Below are 18,564 nucleotides of genomic sequence, written 5' to 3'. Positions count from 1 at the left end.
ATGACGGACGTAGTGATCGTATCGGCCGCGCGGACCGCGGTCGGCAAATTCGGCGGCTCGCTCGCGAAGATCGCGGCACCCGAACTGGGCGCGACGGTGATTCGGGCGGTGCTGGAGCGCTCGGGCGTGAAGCCGGAGCAGGTGAGCGAAGTGATCATGGGCCAGGTGCTGACGGCGGGTTCGGGCCAGAACCCGGCGCGCCAGTCGCTGATCAAGGCCGGGCTGCCGGCGGCCGTGCCGGGGATGACGATCAACAAGGTGTGCGGCTCGGGCCTGAAGGCCGTGATGCTGGCGGCGAACGCGATCATGGCGGGCGACGCGGAGATCGTGGTCGCGGGCGGCCAGGAAAACATGAGCGCGTCGCCGCACGTGCTGCCGGGCTCGCGCGACGGCTTCCGGATGGGCGATGCGAAGCTGGTCGACACGATGATCGTCGACGGCCTGTGGGACGTGTACAACCAGTACCACATGGGGATCACGGCGGAGAACGTCGCGAAGGAATACGGGATCACGCGCGAAGAGCAGGACGCATTCGCGGCGCTGTCGCAGAACAAGGCGGAAGCCGCGCAGAAGGCCGGCCGCTTCGACGACGAGATCGTGCCGGTGGCGATTCCGCAACGCAAGGGCGAGCCGCTGCAGTTCGCGACCGACGAGTTCGTGCGTCACGGCGTGACGGCGGAGTCGCTCGCGGGCCTGAAGCCGGCGTTCGCGAAGGACGGTTCGGTGACGGCGGCGAACGCGTCGGGCCTGAACGACGGCGCGGCGGCGGTGCTGGTGATGTCGGCGCAGAAGGCGGCGGCACTCGGCCTGACGCCGCTTGCGCGGATCAAGGCCTACGCGAACGCGGGCGTCGATCCGAGCGTGATGGGCATGGGCCCGGTGCCGGCGTCGCGCCGTGCGCTGGAGCGCGCGGGCTGGACGCCGGGCGACCTGGACCTGATGGAAATCAACGAGGCGTTCGCGGCGCAGGCGCTGGCGGTGCACAAGCAGATGGGCTGGGACACGTCGAAGGTGAACGTGAACGGCGGGGCGATCGCGATCGGCCATCCGATCGGCGCGTCGGGCTGCCGGATCCTGGTGACGCTGCTGCACGAGATGGTCAAGCGCGACGCGAAGCGCGGGCTGGCGTCGCTGTGCATCGGTGGCGGGATGGGTGTCGCACTCGCGGTCGAGCGCGGTTGAAGCGGGTCTGGCGATAGTGCACGCGTGCGGCGCCGGCCTGCGCCGCACACGCGCGAAGCGAGCTTCGCGCGCAACACGCTACCAACAACAAGCGTGATGTTCCGATGCGCGCCGCGTCCGTCTTGCGGACGGCAGCGCATCGCAGCGGCGCGACGGCGGCATGTGCCATGCAGCCGTCGCGCATCATTGAATACTTTTCTTGTCGGTGAACAATAGGATGACTAAGCGAATTGCAGTTGTGACGGGTGGGATGGGCGGTCTTGGCGAAGCGATCAGCATCCGGTTGAACGATGCGGGCTACCAGGTCGTCGTCACGTATTCGCCGAGCAATACCGGCGCCGATCGCTGGCTGACCGAGATGCACGCGGCCGGCCGCGAATTCCACGCGTATCCGGTGGATGTGGCCGACCACGATTCGTGCCAGCAGTGCATCGAGAAGATCGTCCGGGACGTCGGCCCGGTCGACATCCTGGTGAACAATGCGGGCATCACGCGCGACATGACGCTGCGCAAGCTCGACAAGGTCAACTGGGACGCGGTCATCCGCACCAACCTCGATTCCGTGTTCAACATGACGAAGCCGGTCTGCGACGGCATGGTCGAGCGCGGCTGGGGCCGCATCGTCAACATCGCGTCGGTCAACGGCTCGAAGGGGTCGGTCGGCCAGACCAACTACGCGGCCGCGAAGGCCGGCATGCACGGCTTCACGAAATCGCTCGCGCTCGAGATCGCGCGCAAGGGCGTGACGGTGAACACGGTGTCGCCGGGCTATCTCGCGACGAAGATGGTGACGGCGATCCCGCAGGACATCCTCGATACGAAGATCCTGCCGCAGATTCCGGCGGGGCGGCTCGGTCAGCCCGAGGAAGTCGCGGCGCTGGTCGCGTATCTGTGTTCGGAGGACGCCGGTTTCGTGACGGGCTCCAACATCGCGATCAACGGCGGCCAGCACATGAATTGACGCGCGGCGGCCCGGGCGGCGTTCGCGCGCGCGTCCGGGCCGTGCTCCCGTTGTATCCAGCGCCGGGGCGGCGCGCACGCGCGCGATGACGGATCACGGACGAGGCTCGCCGCGCATGCGGCGGGCCGCATGCGCCCGCGCTCCGGCTACCGTGTCGCGGTACGCGCGCCGTGCCGGCCCCGTATTCCGGAGGAGGCATGGGCGACACCTGGATGGGACTCGCGATCGGCGGCTCGGCACTGGCCGTCGCGCTGACGATGGCGATCGCGCTTCACTGGCTCGAGCGGCGCCGCGCGCGGTTGCTGCGAAACTTCGATCATCGCGATTGCTGGCTCGTCGCGTACGGCAAGAGCCTCGCGCGCGGGCCGGCGCGCCGCACCCGCAGCGGCGCGCGATGACATGACGGTAGCGGTGCGGCAGCGGCGCGTTCGGGCGCCGTGCCGCATCCCGCACATCCCGCCGGCGGTGCGCGGCACGCTCACGCTCAATCGCTCTTCTTCTCCGCGCCTGCGCCCGAATCGTTCTTGTGGAAGATCCGCTTCGTCGTGCGCTTGGTGGCATCCCAGCCCTCGCGCGACGCATGCGCGATGCCGTGGCCGACCGTCTTCGCGGCGCTCGCGGTCGCATGGCCGAAGTCGCGCGCGGCCTCGCCGGTCTTGTGCGCGGCTTCCTTCGAATCGCGCTTGATGTCCTGCTTCACTTCCGACATGTCCGCGTGTGCGATCGGGCTGATCAGCGCAAGAACGAACGCGGTGCAAATGAACTGACGTACTTTCACGGCCTGGCTTCCTTGGGGCAAATTCATCGAGGGTCCGCGCAGCCTGCCGGCGGCGGAACAAAGGCGCCGGCCGCCGATGCATCGAGCATCACCGCGGCACGGCCACTGAGCAGCACGCGCTCGCCGCAGCGTAGCGCGAAGCCGTACAGCACGGAGCGGCCATCGCCGCCGATACGTTCGGCATCGACGGTCAGCGGCAGCGCGAACGTGTCGAGCCGATCGACGAACGCATCGACGCCGCGCACGCTCGCGAGATAGCCGACGCGCGGCCGCGCGGGGTCCGTCTGCGCCTGTTGCGCGCCGAGCAGCGCGCCGTGCACGGCCATCGCCTGCGCCGCGTATTCGATGCCGCAGACCGACGCGAGCCGGCCGCGCGAGCGCAGCGGATTGTGCGGGTCGCGGTGGCTCGTCGCGCTGCAGCGGATGCGCGCGGCATCCCAGGCTTCGACGTGATCGAGCACGCACATCGACCCCGCATGCGGAATGCGCGCGGCGATCCAGGCGTGGTCGAGCGTCGCTGTCGGCGTCGCGATGGGCGTCGTCATTGCGGGGGCTCCGTGGTGGCATCCGGCAGCGCGATATCGACCTGCACGCGCGTATCCGCCAGATAGTCGAGCACGATGCGCGTCGCATGCCGCGCGGCGAGCGCGGCGAGCAGCGGCAGCGCACGCGCGGCCGGATTGCCGGTGCGCAGCGCGTCGAGCTCCGGGTTCGCGAGCGGCGTCGCCGGTGCGTCGGTGAGCTGCACGTCGATGCGCGCGAGCGTGCGTGCGTTCGCGTCGGGTGCGAGCACGAGCGCGACGCCGAATGCGTCGACGATCGGCCGCACCGCGTGCAGCGGCTCCGGGTAATCGGTGTCGTACGCGATCAGCAGGCTCGGCACGCGCTCGACCGCGACCTGGCACAGGCTCTCGAGCAGGCCGGCGGCAAAGCTGCCGTCGTGCGCGCACAGCACGTTCGACGTTGCCATCGAGCGGGTCGCGATGCTCCAGTAGCCGGCCGGCGCGTTGTGCACCGAGTTGTGAAAGCGCGTGGGCGACAGGTGGCGATCATCGCCGGCGAGGGTCGCGCAGATCGCGTGGCAGTTCGGGCCGTCGCCGCCGGACGCGCTGAACACGGTCGCGAGCGTGGCCGCATCGCGTCCGCTTGCCGCGACCGCTTCCAGGCCGGCCGCGAGCGCGATGCGCACGACGGCGCCGGTGCGGCGCCGTTCCGCCGGCGGCAGGCTGGCCGGCGGCGACAGCACCGTGCGCGCGCTCGCGTAGGCCGCGCGGCCCGCGAGCACGTCGGTCGCGTGCGGCCAGTCGTTCAGCCCCGGCCCGACGAGGCCGACGCTTTCGATGAAGGCGGTGAGGGTCATGTCGGCTCCCGATGGCCCGCATGCTCGGCGCTGCCGAGGATCAGGCTGCAGTTCGTGCCGCCGAAACCGAACGAATTGGAGAGGACCGCGCGCATGTGCGCAGCGCGGCTCGCGAGCACGTAGTCGGCGACCAGCGCCGGATCGGGGTGCGTGGTGTTGACGCCGGCCGGCACGAACTGCTCGCGCAGCGCGAGCGCGGCGATGACCGCTTCGAGCGCGCCGGCGGCGCCGAGCGTGTGACCGGTCGCCCCTTTCGTCGAGCTGCACGGCGTGCGCGCGAGCAGCGCGCCGACCGCGCGGCTTTCGGCGGCATCGTTGCTGGGCGTCGCGGTGCCGTGCAGGTTCACGTAGTCGATGTCGGTTGCAGCAAGGCCGGCCGAAGCGAGCGCCTGTTCGATCGCGACGCGCGCGCCGAGCCCTTCCGGATGCGGCGACGACATGTGATGCGCATCGCTCGATTCGCCGATGCCGAGCAGCAGGATCGCGTCATCGTCGAGTGCGGCGGGCGCATCGGGCACGCGTTCGAGGAGTGCGAATGCGGCCGCTTCGCCGATCGAGATGCCGTCGCGCGCGACGTCGAACGGCCGGCACGGCCGGCGCGACAGCAACTCGAGCGAATTGAAGCCGTACAGCGTCGTCAGGCACAGCGAATCGACGCCGCCGACGATGGCCGCGTCGATCAGTCCTGCTTCGATCATCCGGCGTGCGGACCCGAATACCTTCGCGCCGGACGAGCACGCGGACGAGACCGCCATCGCGGGCCCGCGCAGCGCGAAATACGCGCGCACGAACGCGGCCGGCGCATACGGATTGTGCGTATCCGCATAGCGGAGCCCGGCGGGCAGCGCGCCGCTCGCCGGATCGCGCTGCGTGTACGCGCGTTCGGTTTCGAGGATGCCGGATGTGCTCGTGCCGACGAACACGCCGACGCGCTCGGCGCCGTAACGCGACACGGCCGCCGCGACGTGCGCGTCGAAGCCGTCCTGCCGGAGCCCCAGCTGCGCGAGGCGGTTGTTGCGGCAGTCGAAGCCGGCGAGATCTGCGCGCACGGGCTGCGCATCGACGCCGTCCACGGCGCCGATCCAGGTGTCGAGATCGGCGCGCTCGAAGTCGCACGGCGTGAGCCCGCCGCGCGCGTGGCGCAGCGCGTCGAGGGTCGCGTCGAGGCCGCGGCCGATGCAGCTGGTGGCGGTGAAGTGCGAGAGCAGGAGAGGTTTCACGAGGGTCGCATCCGGTGGCCGGAACGGGCGCCGCGGCAGGGCTGGCGAGCGCGCCGGACGTGGTCAGATTTTATCAAACGGGCGGGCCGCCATGCCCGGCTGGCCGGGCGGCTCGAGTGGCTCGAGTGGCTCGGGCGCGAGCGCGGCGCGCAGCGTGGTCCATTGCAACCGCGCGTCGGCGGCTGCGCGCAGCAGCGCCGGCAGCACGTCGAGCACAACCGGTTCGCCGCGCGCGTCGCGGGCCGCGTGGCCGTCGTGCACGAGCAGGATGTCGCGCGCGGCAAGGCCGTTCAGCAGGCGGCGCGTGATGGTGTCCGCATCGTGCGCACGCGTGTCGAAGCCGCGTCGCGTCCAGCTGGCGAGCTGCAGGCCCAGCTCGCACAGCACCGGTTCGAGAAACGGATTGCGCAGGCCGGCCGGCGCGCGGAAGAAGCGCGGGCGCGTGCCGGCGAGCTCGGTCAGCGTCTGCTGCGCGGCGACGATTTCGCGCCGCAGCGCGGCGGGGCCCGACAGCGAGAACGTATGCCGGTGCCGCTGGCTGTGGTTCTCGACCGCGTGGCCGCGCGCGACGATCGCTTCGATCCACTGCGGATGGCGGCGCGCGAGATCGCCGATACAGAAGAACGTCGCGCGCGCGTCGTACCGATCGAGCAGGTCGAGCACGCGCGGCGTCACGTCGGGGTCGGGCCCGTCGTCGATCGTCAACGCGATGCGGCGGCCGGCATCGGCCGGCAGCCGCGTCCAGTTCGGCCCGAGCAGCGCGCTGCGCGGCCACAGGCCGGCGGCCGTCAACGCGAGATGCGACGCGACCACGCCGCCGGCGGCCCACGGCCACGTGACAGGCTGCGCGACGACGGCCGCGAGCGCGCCGGCGTGCAGTGCGACCGTGCCCGCGATCAGCGGCGTCGGTTTCCAGCGGCGCGGAGCGCCGGACTGCCGCGGCGGAACGGACGATGGCGCGTTCATGCGCGAGCTCCTGTCGAATCACGATGAGGGTTGTTTGCTGCCGGCGTACGCGGCGCGAGCATCGCCGCGAACGCGAGCGCGAGCATTGCGCCGGGGCCGACGGTCAGCCCGAAGGTTTCGAGCAGCGGTACGCGCGACAGCGCGAGCAGGCCGAAACCGGCGACCGTCGCGAGGTTCGCGATCAGCAGCGAGACGAGCGTAGGTGGCGTGACCGGTTGCGCGTCGTCGCGCTTGCAGAAGAACAGCGCGTAGTTCGAACCGACCGCGACGATCAGCAGCATCCCGACGAGATGCAGGATCGTCAGCGGCACGCCGGCGAGCGCGAAGCCGGCCGTTACCACCAGCACGGCCGCGACCAGCGGCGCGAGCGCGCGCACGACGCGGCGCGGCGAGCGCAGCGCGATCAGCAGCAGCACGGCGATCGCGGCGAAGCCCGCGAGCGACAGCCGGATGTCCTCGTGCACGTAGTTGACGTACAGGCGGTCGGCCTCGTCCTTCAGGTCGACGAACAGCGTGTCGGGCACGCCGGCGCGCGCGACGGCCGCACGGATCGGCGCGGCATCGAGTGCCGGCGCAGCCGCCGCGGCCGTGTGCGCGACGTCCGGCGCGCGCAGCGGCAGCATCGCGCTCCAGCGGCCGGCGCGTTCGGTGAGCAAGGCATCGACGGCGAGCGCCATCGACGTGCCGCGCAAGTCCGCGCGCGTGAGCAGCGGCGCGTGGCGTGCGGCCTCGACGTCGGCGATGAACGGTGCGAACAGCTCGGGTTTGACCGCGATCGGCTGGTTCGCGACGGCTGCGCGCATCCGCGCGGCCAGCACGTTCGCGTCCGGCAGGCTCGCCTGGCGCGCGCGCTGCGCGGCGTCGCTCGGCAGGTAGCGCGCGGGACTCTCGAAGCCCGCGAGCACCCCGCGATCGACGAGCGGCTGCAATTGCGCGGCGACCTGCTCCGCGCGTTCGAGCGCGGCCTGTCCCGTCGGCGCGGAAATCACGACGAGGTAGCGCACGTCCGGTGCGCCGACATCGGCGCGCAGGCGCGCGTCGAGTGTCTGCGCGCGGGCGGGAACGGGGCTCAGCGCGGCGAGCTCGCGGCTCCACAGGCCGTCGCGATGCAGCACCAGCGTCGCGCAGGCGGCGAGCACCAGCACGGCGAGCGGCCAGCGCAGCCGCGGCGCGGCTGCGGCCGCCCGCGCGAGCACCGCGCCGACGCGCGACACGTCGCGAATCGCGACATGCTCGCCGCGCAGGTGCGGCAGCACGAAGCGCGTGACGAGCGCCGCGGCCGTCAGCCCGGCGATCGAGTACAGCCCGAGTTGCACGAGGCCCGGAAAGCCGGAGAACAGCATCGACGCGAAGCCGCACACGGACGTCAGCACGCCGAGCCGGATCGTCGGCCAGTATGCGGCGACCCAGGCACGCGTCGCGTCGGCGGGCCGCGCGGTGCCGCGCGAGCCGGCCTGCGCCGATTGCACGAACAGGTAGATCGAGTAGTCGACCGCTTCGCCGATCAGCGTCGTGCCGAAACCAAGCGTCAGCCCGTGGACCGTGCCGAACGCGAGGCTGACCGCCGCGATGCCGGCGGCGATACCCGTCAGCACCGGCAGCAGCCCCAGCGCGAGCGTGCGCGGCGAGCGGTACAGCGTCAGCAGCAGCGCGACGATCAGCACGACGCTTGCGCTCGACAGCCGCTCGACGTCGTGCCGGATCGTGTCGCGCGAGTCGACGGAGAACACGCCGGGGCCGGTCATCGCGAGCGAGTACGCGGCCGGGTTCGGCAGGGTGTGCGTCGCGGCGGCGAACGCGCGGCGCACCGTGTCGATCGCGCGTGCCTGCGCGTCGGTGTCGGAGCCGGCGGCCACCGTCTGCACGACGAGCACCGCGCGCGTGCCGTCGCGCGACGCCCACACGCCGTCGCGGATGGCGGGTTGCGCGCCGCTGTCGAGCTGGCCGACGAGCGCCGTCACTTCGCCGGTCGGATCGCGCGGCAGCATCGCCTTCGCGACGAGGCCGGCCGACGAGCCCAGCAGGTCGAGGCTGTCGCCGAGCGCCTGATGCAGCCCGTCGGCGCTGAAGCGCTGCGGCGTGACGGCCGGGCTCAGCAGGTAGCGATGGTCGAACACGAACGACTGGTCGCGCGCGTCGTTCACGGCTTCGCCGTTGTTGATCGCCGAGAATTGCCGGTCGGCGCGCAGCGTGCCGGCGACGCGCCGCGACAGCGCGGCGCGCGTGGCCGCATCGCCGCCGTCGATCGCGACGAGGATCAGCCGCGACACGATGCCGTCGCGCAGTTGATCGACGAGCACGCGCTGCCCGGCGCTCGGGGCGCGCGGCAGGAACGCGGACAGGTCGGCCGTGAAGTTCGCGCGGGCGATCGCGATCCCGCACGCGACGAGCGCGAGCAGCCACACGAGCACGGCGCGCTGCCGCCACGCGGGCGGGCGATGCGTGACGGGTGCGGGCGGCTGGGTGCGCGAGTCCATCAGTTCGCCGGAATCGGTTGCAGGCGCATCAGCGAATGGTCGCCGTCGGCCTGCCGGATCGCGACGCTGCGCAGCATGTCGCGCGTGCCTTCGAGCGTGATCGTGCTGACCACTTTCAGCAACCGCGAATCGAGCGGCGTGAGCGTCAGCGTCCAGTCGTCGCCGCGGCCGGCGAGCGCGACCTTGTAGACCTGCTCGAGCGCATAGCGGTTGCCGGCCAGCGTCGCGCGGATGCTGTCGATGAACGCGCCGAGTTCCGGATAGCGCGTGAGCGCGAGCGTGTATGTGCGGTTGTTGCGCTCGACGGTGAGCATGTCGCCGTCGACGACGAGATGCTCCGGCTTCGGGCTCAGCGTGTGCTTCTCGAGATGGTCGGGGGCGACGAACACGAGCTCGCCCGACGATTCGAGCGGTTGCGCGGCGATCGACAGCGTCTTCGTCTCGGTGAACGTCGCGCGCCCGGACTTGTGCTGCGCGAGCGCCGACATCAGCCGGTCGAGGGTCCACGCCGACGCGGTGTCGGCTGCATGGGCAGGCAGCGCGAGCGCGATGGCGGCCGTGACGGCGAGCATGCGCGCGGCACGGCGCGGCGCGAGCGGGTGCGGCAGCCGGAACAGCGGCAGCAGGCGGCGAACGGCGATCATGCGTCGGAATCCCTCGTGGCGGACAGGTCGGTGCACGCGTGCGCGGCGTCGCGCCGCGCGGCGGCGTTGCCGGTCTGCCAGAAATCGAAATAGTTGAACCAGTTGTACGGTGCCGCGCGACAGTACCGGTCGAGCAGCGCGACGTAGCGCACGAGCGCCGCGTCGACGGCTGCCGCGCGTGCGTCGCGGTTCACGTCGGAGAAATCGGCGAGCGTGTCGAAGTGCACATCGTAGCGGTTGCCGTCGCGGTAGAGACCGGTCATGAACAGCACCGGGCGCCGCAGCATCGCGGCCATGTACAGCGGCCCGAGCGGGAACGCGGCCGGTGCGCCGAGCAGCGGCAGGCGCCGCAACGACGCAGCCGCGTCGTCGAGCAGCGTGCGGTCGGCGAGCATGCCGACCATGCAGTTCGCATCGAGGCGCTCGCGCACCTTCAGCATCGAATCGACCTGCCCGAGCGGGATCACTTCCGGCTTCGCGGCCGGATTCACGGCGGCGAGCGTTGCATTGATCTTGCGTGCGTTCTCCTCGTACATCGTGACGACGACGCGCAGGTCGGGACGCGTGCGGCCGATCGCCCGCACGACTTCGAAGCTGCCGAGATGCGCGCCCAGCAGGAAGGCGCCGCGCCCGCCGGCGAGCGCGGCATCGACGCACGTCTCGCCATGCAGCCGAATGTCGAACAGGTCGAAGCGGCCGTTCATCAGGTAGATGCGATCGTGGATCGTTGCCGCGAACGTGAACACGTGCCGGTACACGTCGCGCCAGCGTGGGGGGCGGCCGAGCACGCGGCGCAGGTAGTCGCGCGACGCCGCGCACGCGATCGGCGAGAACAGCACGAAATAGATCGCGATGGCATGCAGGACGACGCGCGACGCCCGCCGGCCGAAGCGCAGCGAAATCCACGTCATCGCGCGCAGCAACCTCGTGCTGCTGCGCTCCTGGCGCTGGGCCCAGGCAGTGCGCTTCATGGGTGCCCGTCCTGCGCCGCGGGCGGCGCGGACAGCACGCCGGTCGCGACGTCGCGCGCGCCGGCGCGCAGCGTGAAGCGGATCGCGCCGCCGGCGGCCGTGTCGAATGCGAGATCGAGCGGCTCGCCGGGCGCGACCGGGCTCAGGAATTTCGCGGAAGCCAGCCGCCACGTATCCAGCGGGCGGTTCAGCGATGCGCCGAGCGCGGCGATCGCGTGATCGAGCAGCACGACACCCGGCACGATCGGTCGACCCGGGAAATGATCGGGCAGCGCCGGGTGATCGGCGGGAATCGTGAACGCGAGCGGCGCGGCGTGCTCGGGCGCGTCGGTTGCGTCGGCCGCGGCCGGGGCTGCGCGCGTGTGCCGCGCGACGAGCGCGGCGAGCACGTTGCGCGGCAGCTTGCCCGTTTCGTTGCGCGGCAACGCGTCGACGAACACGAGCGGACGCGGCATGAACGCGGGATCGATCCGCTCGCGCAGCGCGCGCTGCAGGTCGGCGGCGGCGAGCGTCGGCGCGACCACGAGCGCGACGAGGCGCGTGACCGGTTCTCGGGCCGCATCGGCACCGGCTGGCGCGGCTTCGTCCGGCATGAAGAACACGCCGTCGACGACGCCGGCAATCGCGTTCAGCTGATGATTCAGATAGGCGAGCGACGTGCGCTTGCCCGCGATGTTGACGAGGTCCGCCTTGCGGCCGTGCAGCAGGAACCGGCCGTCGCCGAGCAGTTCGAGCGCGTCGCCCATCGGCACCGGTACTTCGACGTGTCCGCCCGACACCCATACGGTCGGGCCGCTGTCGTCGCTGGCGGCGTCATGTGCGTCATGTGCATCGAGCCGGATCGCCGGGAACAGCTGCCAGGTCGCGCCTTGCGACGTGCGTCGCGTCGCGATCTGGCCGGTTTCGGTGCTGCCGTAGATCTCGACGAGCGGCGCGTCGAGCGCGGCCTCGGCTTCGCCCGCGAGCTTTTCCGGCAGCGGTGCGGTGGCCGACAGCACGAGCGCGGCCGGCGGCAGCGGATGGCCGGCCGACAGCAGCGCGCGCAGGTGGATCGGCGACGTGACGAGCACGCGCGGCTGCGGGATCGCGGCGAGTTCGTCGCGGATGTCGAGCGGGTAGAACGGCTGGCGGTTGCTGAACGCCAGGCCGCCGATCAGCGCGAGCAGCACCGTCGATTCGAAGCCGTACATGTGCTGCGCGGGCACGGTGCCGATCAGTGTGGCCGTGCGGCCGTCGAGCAGGCCGAGGCGCTCGGCCGCCGCGCGCACGCCGCCGACCAGGAAGCCCCAGGTCTTGCGGTGCGGTACCGGCGCGCCGGTCGAGCCGGACGTGAACACGTAGGCCATGATCCGCGCCGCGTCGATCTGCGGCACCGCCCACGGTGCGTCGTCGTCGAGGGCCGCCGGTGCGGCGTCCGGATACGCGAAGCGCGGCAGGTCGATCGTGCAGTCCGGCGCATCGTGCAGGCAGAACGCGTCCGGTGCGAACGACGCGAGCTGGCGCACCGTTTCACGCGTATGCGTCGACGGCAGCAGGCTGATCTTGCCGGCGACCAGCGCCGCGCACAGGCTGACCGCGAAGCGGTAGCGGTCGCGGCACACGTTGAACACGTGGCCGCCGGCGGGCAGCGCGGCAGCCACGCGGGTGACGTCGGCGACGAACGCGCGCACGCTGACGGGCGTGCCGTCGCGCCAGGCGATCGTCTGGTCCGGCGAGGAATGGAATACCAGCGGGTAAGTCGGCATAAATCGGCTGAAGCGAAAGGCGGTGACCGGCGCGGCCGCGATGCGGCGCCGCGCCGGCCATGGATTCATCGTGACGGCTGGGTCGACGCGCGGTAGGCGCGCACCGCGTCGACCATCCGCGGCCGCGCATCGTGCGGCAGCGCGAAGCGCCGGCACGCATGCTCGGCGGCGAACATCACGGCGACGAGCGGCAGCGACAGGTAGTTCGCGAACGTCGACCACGCGACGATCGGCGCGGTCGCGAACAGCAGCGTCGACACCGCGGCGATCGCGACGAAGAACAGCGTCCACGCGAGCGTGATGCGCCGGGTGTAGCGCGCGATGGCGGGCGTGATCGTGCCGTGGATCATCGTCGCGAAGCGCGTGCACAGCGGCATCTGGCCGGCCACCAGCGTGCGGCCGAACAGCAGCGCCATCGCGAGGTTGAAGCTCGCATGCTCCAGATACAGGCCCCATTCGAAATGGCGCGCGAGCGGGAGGCGCGCGATCCACAGCGCGACGGCGGCCAGCAGCCACGCCGGCACGAGCCAGCCGCGCTTCGGCGAGCGCCACGCCGCGCCGAGCGCGAGCAGCAGCGGCGGCACGAGTGCCATCGCGAGGCCGAAGCCGTGTGCGCCGGGCGTCGCGGCCGCGTAATGCGCGCCGATCTGGTACGCCGCCACCGCGGCGAGCGCACCGGCGCCGCGCGCGATGTCGAGCGGCGAGCTCATCGCGGCGCTCCCGGCGCGCAGCGCGGGCGTGCGTTGCGGCCGGCGGCTGCGGCACGGCGGCAAGCGGGCGGGCAAACCGGAGCGGGACAAACGGACGGGCGCGGCATGGCTGCTGGAAACATCGGGCGGATCGGGGGGCCGGACGCGTGCGCCGGGCCGTCAAAACATCATATGAATGGCGGCCGGGACGCGGTCCGGGCCGGTTGTCGTGCACGCACATTTTAGGGCCCCGGCGCGCGGGTTCGGGACCGGCGCGGCCGGGTTTTGTAACCGAATGTATGGCAGCGCACTGAACCTTTCGCGGGGGCGATTCATTTCCATCCGAAGCGGCTCAAGCGTCTCGTGTGTTCCGGTCCCGAAACCGGCCGCGCGGGCGGCCTTCAGTCTGTAACCATTCCCGGTATACGCTCCGATACCCATCGTCTAGAATCCGCGTAACTTTTACAAACGACCCCCAATAACGCAGGCGGGGAAGCCGGCAGACGCCGGAGGGACGGAGATTCACGTGCGCTTCGCACACGCCGGGCGTGCACGACAGTTGCCGCTTCCGGAGGTGCCGCTTCCGGATGTCTCCGCTGCCATGGGCCGCCTGCCCGCAAGCATGATGAACGTACTGGAACAAGAGCTCGCCACGCTGATCATCGGCGAACTGAATCTCGAAGACGTCCCGCTCGACACGGTGACGGCCGGGACCCCGCTGTATGGCGAGGGCTTCGGGCTCGACTCCATCGACATCCTGGAAATCGCGCTGCTGATTTCGAAGAAGTACGGCTTCGAGCTGCGCTCGGACAATCCGGACAACCAGAAGATCTTCGCGACGCTCGGCGCGCTTGCCGAATACGTCGCCGCGCATCGCACGAAGTGACGGCGGCGCGCGCGAGCGCGACGCGGCACGCAGGTGATGACGGCACGCGGCAGCGGTCGCTGGACGATCCGCCGCCGCGTCGATCGAGGTGAAACGCGATGAACGGAGTCATTCGATGCGGGCGCTCGTAACGGGCGGCAGCGGCGCACTCGGGCAGGCGATCTGCACGACGCTCGCGCAGGCCGGCCATGAAGTCTGGGTGCACGCGAACCGGAATCTCGCGCAGGCGGAAGCGGTCGCGCTGCGGATCGCCGCGGCCGGCGGCACCGCGCACGCGATCGCGTTCGACGTGACCGACGCCGATGCGACGCTCGCCGCGCTCGCGCCGTTCATCGACGACGCACCGGTGCAGATCCTGGTCAACAACGCGGGCATTCACGACGATGCGCCGATGGCCGGCATGTCGCGCCGGCAATGGCACAGCGTGATCGACGTGACGCTCAACGGTTTTTTCAACGTCACGCAACCGCTGTTGCTGCCGATGATCCGCAAGCGGCATGGCCGGATCGTCAACATCGCATCGGTCGCCGGCGTGACCGGCAACCGCGGGCAGGTCAATTACGCGGCCGCGAAGGCGGGGTTGATCGGCGCGACGAAATCGCTGTCGCTGGAGCTTGCGTCGCGCGGCATCACCGTGAATGCGGTCGCGCCCGGCATCATCGAATCGCCGATGGCCGACCACGCGTTTCCGGCCGAACGGATCAGGCAGCTCGTGCCGGCGCAACGCGCGGGCCGGCCCGACGAAGTCGCGGCGATGGTCGCGTATCTGGTATCCGATGCGGCCGCCTACGTGACGGGACAGGTGCTGTCCGTCAACGGCGGGCTCGCATGACGACGACGCGCGCCTGCGCCGCATAGTGAGGAAATCGAAGTGTCAGTGCATCCAGTCCTGTCTGCTGGCCGAGATCGACGCGAGCCCCGGCCATCCATCGGAGCCGCCGTCGTGACGCGCGCGGACCTGACGCTGCGCGAACCGTCGCCCGGCGTCGACGTAGCCTGCCGGCGGTCGCCTGCGGGTCATGAACTTTTGTCAGGATCACCGTCTTCGCAACCGGCCGTTCCCATGTCCAAGCTGCACGCCTCGTCCACCCATCTCGTGCTGATTCCGAGCTACAACCCGGGCGCCAAGGTCGATACGACTGTGCGCAACGCCCGCGCGCAGTGGAATCCGGTGTGGGTCGTCGTCGACGGCAGCACCGACGGCAGCGCCGAGCGGCTGCAGGCGATGGCCGAGCGCGATCCGGGGCTGCGCGTGATCGTGTTGCCGGAGAACCGCGGCAAGGGCGCGGCGGTGCTCGCCGGGCTCGACGCGGCGGCCGCGAGCGGCTTCACGCACGTGCTGACGATGGATTCCGACGGCCAGCATCCGGTCGACCTGATTCCCGAATTCATGGCCACATCGCAGGCGCTGCCGGACGCGATGGTGCTTGGCCTGCCGAAGTTCGACGCGAGCGCGCCGCAACTGCGCGTGCAGGGCCGGCGGCTGTCGAATGGCTGGGCCGACCTCGAGACGCTGTGGGCCGGGATCGGCGATTCGCTGTATGGCTTTCGCGTGTATCCGGTCGCGCCGCTCGCCGCGATCATGCATCGGCAGCCGTGGATGCGCGGCTTCGACTTCGACCCGGAAGCAGCCGTGCGGCTGTGCTGGGCCGGCGTGCGGCCGATCCGCATCGACGCGCCGGTGCGCTACTTCGGCGCGCACGAGGGCGGCGTGTCGCATTTCCACTACGGGCGCGACAACGCGCTGCTCGTGTGGATGCACCTGCGGCTCTTCGCCGGTTTCGTGGTGCGGCTGCCGATGCTGGTCGCGCGGCGGCTCACGCGCCGGTCCCGTTCTGCGCTCAGCCGGTCGCCCGGCCGCGGCGATTGACCGACTGCTTGTCATCAATCGGCCGGTCGATTCGGCGATTTATTCCGGATCGGTCGGTAATAAAATTGTCATTCGATGTAAACATCTGGTAATTTCCTGCCGGATTATGCAAAATCGCCGCTTCCAAATACAACTACCGAGAGATCCGGAATGCATATCAAGAAAGCGGCGGCAGCGTGTGGCATGGCGTTCCTGTTGAGCGCGTGCGGCGGGGTACAGAGTCTCGACGCAAACAGTCTGACGTCGGCGGGGACCAGCCTGTTCAAGGCAGCGACGCTGTCGGACAGCGACATCGCGGCACTGTCGAACGACTCGTGCAAGGCGAGCGACGCCGAATCGAAGCTCGCCGCGCCGAACAGCGCGTATGCGAAGCGCCTGACGAAGGTGATGAAGGGCTTCGGCGACATGACGCTGAACGGCCAGAAGATCAACTACAAGGTCTACATGACCAAGGACGTCAACGCGTGGGCGATGGGCAACGGCTGCGTGCGCGTGTACAGCGGCCTGATGGACATGATGAACGACGACGAACTGCGCGGCGTGATCGGTCATGAAATGGGCCACGTCGCACTGGGGCACTCGAAGAAGGCGATGCAGACCGCCTACGCGGTGAGCGCGGCGCGTACCGCGGCCGGCGCGGCTTCGCCGGGCGTCGCGGCCCTGACGAGCTCGCAGCTCGGCGACATCACCGAGAAGTTCATCAACGCGCAATTCTCGCAGACGCAGGAAAGCGCGGCGGACGACTACTCGTTCGATCTGATGAAGCAGAAGAGCATGAACCAGAAGGGCCTCGTCACCGCGTTCCAGAAGCTCGCGCAACTCGATGGCGGCAAGAGCTCGATGATGAGCTCGCACCCGTCGTCGGCGAGCCGTGCGCAGCACATCCAGGATCGGATCGCGAAGGGCAGCTGATCGCGGATCGACGCGCCGGCCCGGTCCGGCGCCCGCGATGACGATGTGGAAAACCCCACGCTCTTTCGGGCGTGGGGTTTTGTCTTTCAGGGGCCAGGAAATGCCAGGAAATGCCAGGAAAGGGAAGGAAAGGGAAGGAAAGGCCAGGAAAGCGGCCGCGCCGCTTCGCTTACGGCACCATTCCCGGCAGCACGTACGCCTGCACGAGCGTGATCAGGCCGACGATCGCCGCGAACAGCAGGCTGTGACGTACCGTGAAGCGGAACAGCTCCGACTCCTTGCCGACGAGGCCCGTCGCCGCGCACGCGACGGCGATCGACTGCGGCGAGATCATCTTCGCGGTCACGCCGCCCGTCGTGTTGGCGGCGACCGCGAGCGTCTCGGGCACGCCGAGTTGGTGCGCGGTCGCTTGCTGCAGCGAGCAGAACAGGGCGTTCGACGACGTATCCGAGCCGGTCAGGAACACGCCGAGCCAGCCGAGGAACGGCGAGAAGAACGGGAACGCGGCGCCCGTCGCAGCCAGCATCAGCGCGAGCGTCGACGACATCCCCGAGTAGTTCGCGACGAACGCGAACGCGAGCACGAGGCCGATCGACAGGATCGGGCGCGTGAGCTCCTTCAGCGTTTCGCCGAACGTGACGAGCGCGTCGCGCGGCTTCATCCGCAGCAGCGCCATCGAGATCAGCGCGGTCACGAGGATCGCGCTGCCCACCGCCGACACGAGATCGATCTTCAGCACCGCGTCGAGCGCCTTCGGCGTCGCGGCGATCGGCGCGGTCTTCACGACCAGCTGGTCGAGCCCGGCCACGTGGAACTTGAGGATGGTCGACGCGAGCGCGCCGTGCGCGGCGAACAGTGCCTTGAACGGCGCGATGCTCCACACGGTGACGACGGCCGTCAGGATCAGGAACGGCGACCACGCGCGCACCGTCTGCGCGAGCGTGTACGGCGACGGCTGGCGGGTCGTGCCCGAACCGTTGCCGCCCGAGCCGAAGCCGGCGAGCGCCGCACCGCCGCCGGACGCGACGAGGCCGCCGGCCGCCTGCTTCGCGCTGCTTGGCTGCCAGACCTTCAGGAACGCGGCGAGCGACACGAGGCTGACGAGCGACGACGTGATGTCCGGCAGCTCGGGCCCGATATGGTTCGACGTGAAGTACTGCGTGAGCGCGAAGCTGCCGCCCGCGACGAGCGCGGCGGGCCACGTCTGCCGCACGCCGCGCACCCCGTCCATCATGAACACGAGCCAGAACGGCACCGCGAGCGACAGCAGCGGCAACTGGCGGCCGGCCATCGCGCCGATGTGGAACGGATCGATGCCCGTCACCTGCCCGGCGACGATGATCGGAATGCCCATCGCGCCGAACGCGACCGGCGCGGTGTTTGCAATCAGACACAGTCCGGCCGCGTGCAGCGGCTTGAAGCCGAGGCCGACCAGCAGCGCGGCCGTGATGGCGACGGGCGCGCCGAATCCGGCCGCGCCTTCGAGGAACGCGCCGAACGAGAAGCCGATCAGCAGCATCTGCAGCCGCTGGTCGTCGGTGATCGACAGCACCGACGCGCGGATGATGTCGAACTGGCCGGTCTTCACGACGATCTTGTACAGGAACACCGCCGCGACGATGATCCACGCGATCGGCCACAGGCCGTACGCGAAGCCGAAACCGGCTGCCGCGAGCGCCTGCCGCACGGGCATCCCGTACGCGAGGACCGCGACGCCGAGCGCCAGCAGCAACGTGATCGCGGCGGCGACGTGCCCCTTCATCCGCAGCGCGGCGAGCGCGACGAAAAAGAAGATGATCGGAATTGCGGCGACGAACGCCGACAGCCCGAGGCTGCCGAGCGGCGTGTAGATCTGATGCCAAACCTGCATGGGTGTCTCCTCCATGGATTTCTAGTGGTACGG

Annotated in this window: 18 protein-coding genes; 7 read left to right on the top strand and 11 right to left on the bottom strand. The window is 70.4% G+C overall.

Annotated elements, in window-relative coordinates; all coding sequences use genetic code 11:
• The 3 genes from ACTJKF_RS14325 to ACTJKF_RS14315 form a co-directional block, all read left to right on the top strand.
• Positions 1 to 1,182, top strand: a 1,182-nt coding sequence (locus ACTJKF_RS14325; RefSeq protein ID WP_440624176.1) for an acetyl-CoA C-acetyltransferase, incomplete at its 5' end; no start/stop codon positions are given.
• Positions 1,183 to 1,399: 217 nt separating this feature from the next.
• Complete coding sequence (gene phbB, locus ACTJKF_RS14320) at positions 1,400 to 2,143, top strand: acetoacetyl-CoA reductase (protein WP_440624175.1); 744 nt, start codon at positions 1,400 to 1,402, stop codon at positions 2,141 to 2,143.
• Between the two features lie 197 nt (positions 2,144 to 2,340).
• Positions 2,341 to 2,541, top strand: coding sequence for a hypothetical protein (locus ACTJKF_RS14315; protein ID WP_440624174.1), 201 nt, complete (start codon positions 2,341 to 2,343; stop codon positions 2,539 to 2,541).
• Between the two features lie 86 nt (positions 2,542 to 2,627).
• Here the strand turns inward: ACTJKF_RS14315 and ACTJKF_RS14310 are convergent, their stop codons facing one another.
• The 10 genes from ACTJKF_RS14310 to ACTJKF_RS14265 all read right to left on the bottom strand — a co-directional run bounded on the left by ACTJKF_RS14310 (position 2,628) and on the right by ACTJKF_RS14265 (position 13,014).
• Positions 2,628 to 2,921 carry a hypothetical protein gene (locus ACTJKF_RS14310; RefSeq protein WP_440624173.1) on the bottom strand — a complete coding sequence of 98 codons (294 nt, stop codon included), beginning with the start codon at positions 2,919 to 2,921 and terminating at the stop codon, positions 2,628 to 2,630.
• A 23-nt stretch (positions 2,922 to 2,944) separates the two neighbouring features.
• Positions 2,945 to 3,466, bottom strand: coding sequence for a hotdog family protein (locus ACTJKF_RS14305; RefSeq protein WP_440624172.1), 522 nt, complete (start codon positions 3,464 to 3,466; stop codon positions 2,945 to 2,947).
• Positions 3,463 to 4,281, bottom strand: a complete 819-nt coding sequence (locus tag ACTJKF_RS14300) for a beta-ketoacyl synthase chain length factor (protein WP_440624171.1) — start codon at positions 4,279 to 4,281, stop codon at positions 3,463 to 3,465. The genes ACTJKF_RS14305 and ACTJKF_RS14300 overlap by 4 nt, the downstream gene beginning before the upstream one ends.
• Positions 4,278 to 5,501: a beta-ketoacyl-[acyl-carrier-protein] synthase family protein gene (locus ACTJKF_RS14295; RefSeq protein ID WP_440624170.1), complete on the bottom strand. Its 1,224-nt coding sequence runs from the start codon at positions 5,499 to 5,501 to the stop codon at positions 4,278 to 4,280. The genes ACTJKF_RS14300 and ACTJKF_RS14295 overlap by 4 nt, the downstream gene beginning before the upstream one ends.
• 63 nt (positions 5,502 to 5,564) lie before the next feature.
• A complete protein-coding gene (locus ACTJKF_RS14290) occupies positions 5,565 to 6,467 on the bottom strand; it encodes a polysaccharide deacetylase family protein (protein ID WP_440624169.1) in 903 nt (300 codons plus the stop codon).
• Positions 6,464 to 8,944: an MMPL family transporter gene (locus tag ACTJKF_RS14285; protein WP_440624168.1), complete on the bottom strand. Its 2,481-nt coding sequence runs from the start codon at positions 8,942 to 8,944 to the stop codon at positions 6,464 to 6,466. The genes ACTJKF_RS14290 and ACTJKF_RS14285 overlap by 4 nt, the downstream gene beginning before the upstream one ends.
• Positions 8,944 to 9,588: a LolA family protein gene (locus ACTJKF_RS14280; protein WP_440624167.1), complete on the bottom strand. Its 645-nt coding sequence runs from the start codon at positions 9,586 to 9,588 to the stop codon at positions 8,944 to 8,946. Before ACTJKF_RS14280 ends, ACTJKF_RS14285 begins: the two co-directional genes overlap by 1 nt.
• Positions 9,585 to 10,559, bottom strand: coding sequence for an LpxL/LpxP family acyltransferase (locus ACTJKF_RS14275; protein ID WP_440624166.1), 975 nt, complete (start codon positions 10,557 to 10,559; stop codon positions 9,585 to 9,587). The genes ACTJKF_RS14280 and ACTJKF_RS14275 overlap by 4 nt, the downstream gene beginning before the upstream one ends.
• Positions 10,556 to 12,304 carry an AMP-binding protein gene (locus ACTJKF_RS14270; RefSeq protein ID WP_440624165.1) on the bottom strand — a complete coding sequence of 583 codons (1,749 nt, stop codon included), beginning with the start codon at positions 12,302 to 12,304 and terminating at the stop codon, positions 10,556 to 10,558. Before ACTJKF_RS14270 ends, ACTJKF_RS14275 begins: the two co-directional genes overlap by 4 nt.
• A 65-nt stretch (positions 12,305 to 12,369) precedes the next feature.
• On the bottom strand, positions 12,370 to 13,014 hold the full coding sequence (locus ACTJKF_RS14265; protein ID WP_440624164.1) for a hypothetical protein: 645 nt from the start codon (positions 13,012 to 13,014) through the stop codon (positions 12,370 to 12,372).
• A 580-nt stretch (positions 13,015 to 13,594) separates the two neighbouring features.
• Between ACTJKF_RS14265 and ACTJKF_RS14260 the strand changes: the two genes are divergently transcribed.
• The 4 genes from ACTJKF_RS14260 to ACTJKF_RS14245 all read left to right on the top strand — a co-directional run bounded on the left by ACTJKF_RS14260 (position 13,595) and on the right by ACTJKF_RS14245 (position 16,661).
• Positions 13,595 to 13,879, top strand: coding sequence for a phosphopantetheine-binding protein (locus ACTJKF_RS14260; protein WP_440624163.1), 285 nt, complete (start codon positions 13,595 to 13,597; stop codon positions 13,877 to 13,879).
• A 115-nt stretch (positions 13,880 to 13,994) separates the two neighbouring features.
• Complete coding sequence (gene fabG, locus ACTJKF_RS14255; protein ID WP_440624162.1) at positions 13,995 to 14,711, top strand: 3-oxoacyl-ACP reductase FabG; 717 nt, start codon at positions 13,995 to 13,997, stop codon at positions 14,709 to 14,711.
• A gap of 231 nt (positions 14,712 to 14,942) precedes the next feature.
• Entirely contained in the window at positions 14,943 to 15,749 is an 807-nt protein-coding gene (locus tag ACTJKF_RS14250) for a glycosyltransferase family 2 protein (RefSeq protein ID WP_440624161.1), read from the top strand.
• A 150-nt stretch (positions 15,750 to 15,899) separates the two neighbouring features.
• Positions 15,900 to 16,661: a M48 family metalloprotease gene (locus ACTJKF_RS14245; RefSeq protein WP_440624160.1), complete on the top strand. Its 762-nt coding sequence runs from the start codon at positions 15,900 to 15,902 to the stop codon at positions 16,659 to 16,661.
• A gap of 169 nt (positions 16,662 to 16,830) precedes the next feature.
• Here ACTJKF_RS14245 and ACTJKF_RS14240 read toward each other — a convergent pair whose 3' ends face one another.
• The gene (locus ACTJKF_RS14240) at positions 16,831 to 18,531 is read right to left on the bottom strand and encodes a lactate permease LctP family transporter (RefSeq protein WP_440624159.1); all 1,701 of its coding nucleotides are present in this window, start codon (positions 18,529 to 18,531) and stop codon (positions 16,831 to 16,833) included.
• Positions 18,532 to 18,564: the final 33 nt, after the last annotated feature.

This window comes from Burkholderia sp. 22313 (assembly GCF_052045245.1).
Classification (GTDB): domain Bacteria; phylum Pseudomonadota; class Gammaproteobacteria; order Burkholderiales; family Burkholderiaceae; genus Burkholderia.
The sequence above is the reverse complement of the archived record's forward strand: the minus strand, read 5'-3'. Positions and strand labels throughout refer to the sequence as shown.

Coding starts and splice junctions, on each gene's coding strand:
- phbB (WP_440624175.1), top strand. CDS start 1,400: ATGACTAAGCGAATTGCAGTTGTGACGGGTGGGATGGGCGGTCTTGGC.
- ACTJKF_RS14315 (WP_440624174.1), top strand. CDS start 2,341: ATGGGCGACACCTGGATGGGACTCGCGATCGGCGGCTCGGCACTGGCC.
- ACTJKF_RS14305 (WP_440624172.1), bottom strand. CDS start 3,466: ATGACGACGCCCATCGCGACGCCGACAGCGACGCTCGACCACGCCTGG.
- ACTJKF_RS14300 (WP_440624171.1), bottom strand. CDS start 4,281: ATGACCCTCACCGCCTTCATCGAAAGCGTCGGCCTCGTCGGGCCGGGG.
- ACTJKF_RS14290 (WP_440624169.1), bottom strand. CDS start 6,467: ATGAACGCGCCATCGTCCGTTCCGCCGCGGCAGTCCGGCGCTCCGCGC.
- ACTJKF_RS14285 (WP_440624168.1), bottom strand. CDS start 8,944: ATGGACTCGCGCACCCAGCCGCCCGCACCCGTCACGCATCGCCCGCCC.
- ACTJKF_RS14280 (WP_440624167.1), bottom strand. CDS start 9,588: ATGATCGCCGTTCGCCGCCTGCTGCCGCTGTTCCGGCTGCCGCACCCG.
- ACTJKF_RS14275 (WP_440624166.1), bottom strand. CDS start 10,559: ATGAAGCGCACTGCCTGGGCCCAGCGCCAGGAGCGCAGCAGCACGAGG.
- ACTJKF_RS14270 (WP_440624165.1), bottom strand. CDS start 12,304: ATGCCGACTTACCCGCTGGTATTCCATTCCTCGCCGGACCAGACGATC.
- ACTJKF_RS14265 (WP_440624164.1), bottom strand. CDS start 13,014: ATGAGCTCGCCGCTCGACATCGCGCGCGGCGCCGGTGCGCTCGCCGCG.
- ACTJKF_RS14260 (WP_440624163.1), top strand. CDS start 13,595: ATGGGCCGCCTGCCCGCAAGCATGATGAACGTACTGGAACAAGAGCTC.
- fabG (WP_440624162.1), top strand. CDS start 13,995: ATGCGGGCGCTCGTAACGGGCGGCAGCGGCGCACTCGGGCAGGCGATC.
- ACTJKF_RS14250 (WP_440624161.1), top strand. CDS start 14,943: ATGTCCAAGCTGCACGCCTCGTCCACCCATCTCGTGCTGATTCCGAGC.
- ACTJKF_RS14245 (WP_440624160.1), top strand. CDS start 15,900: ATGCATATCAAGAAAGCGGCGGCAGCGTGTGGCATGGCGTTCCTGTTG.
- ACTJKF_RS14240 (WP_440624159.1), bottom strand. CDS start 18,531: ATGCAGGTTTGGCATCAGATCTACACGCCGCTCGGCAGCCTCGGGCTG.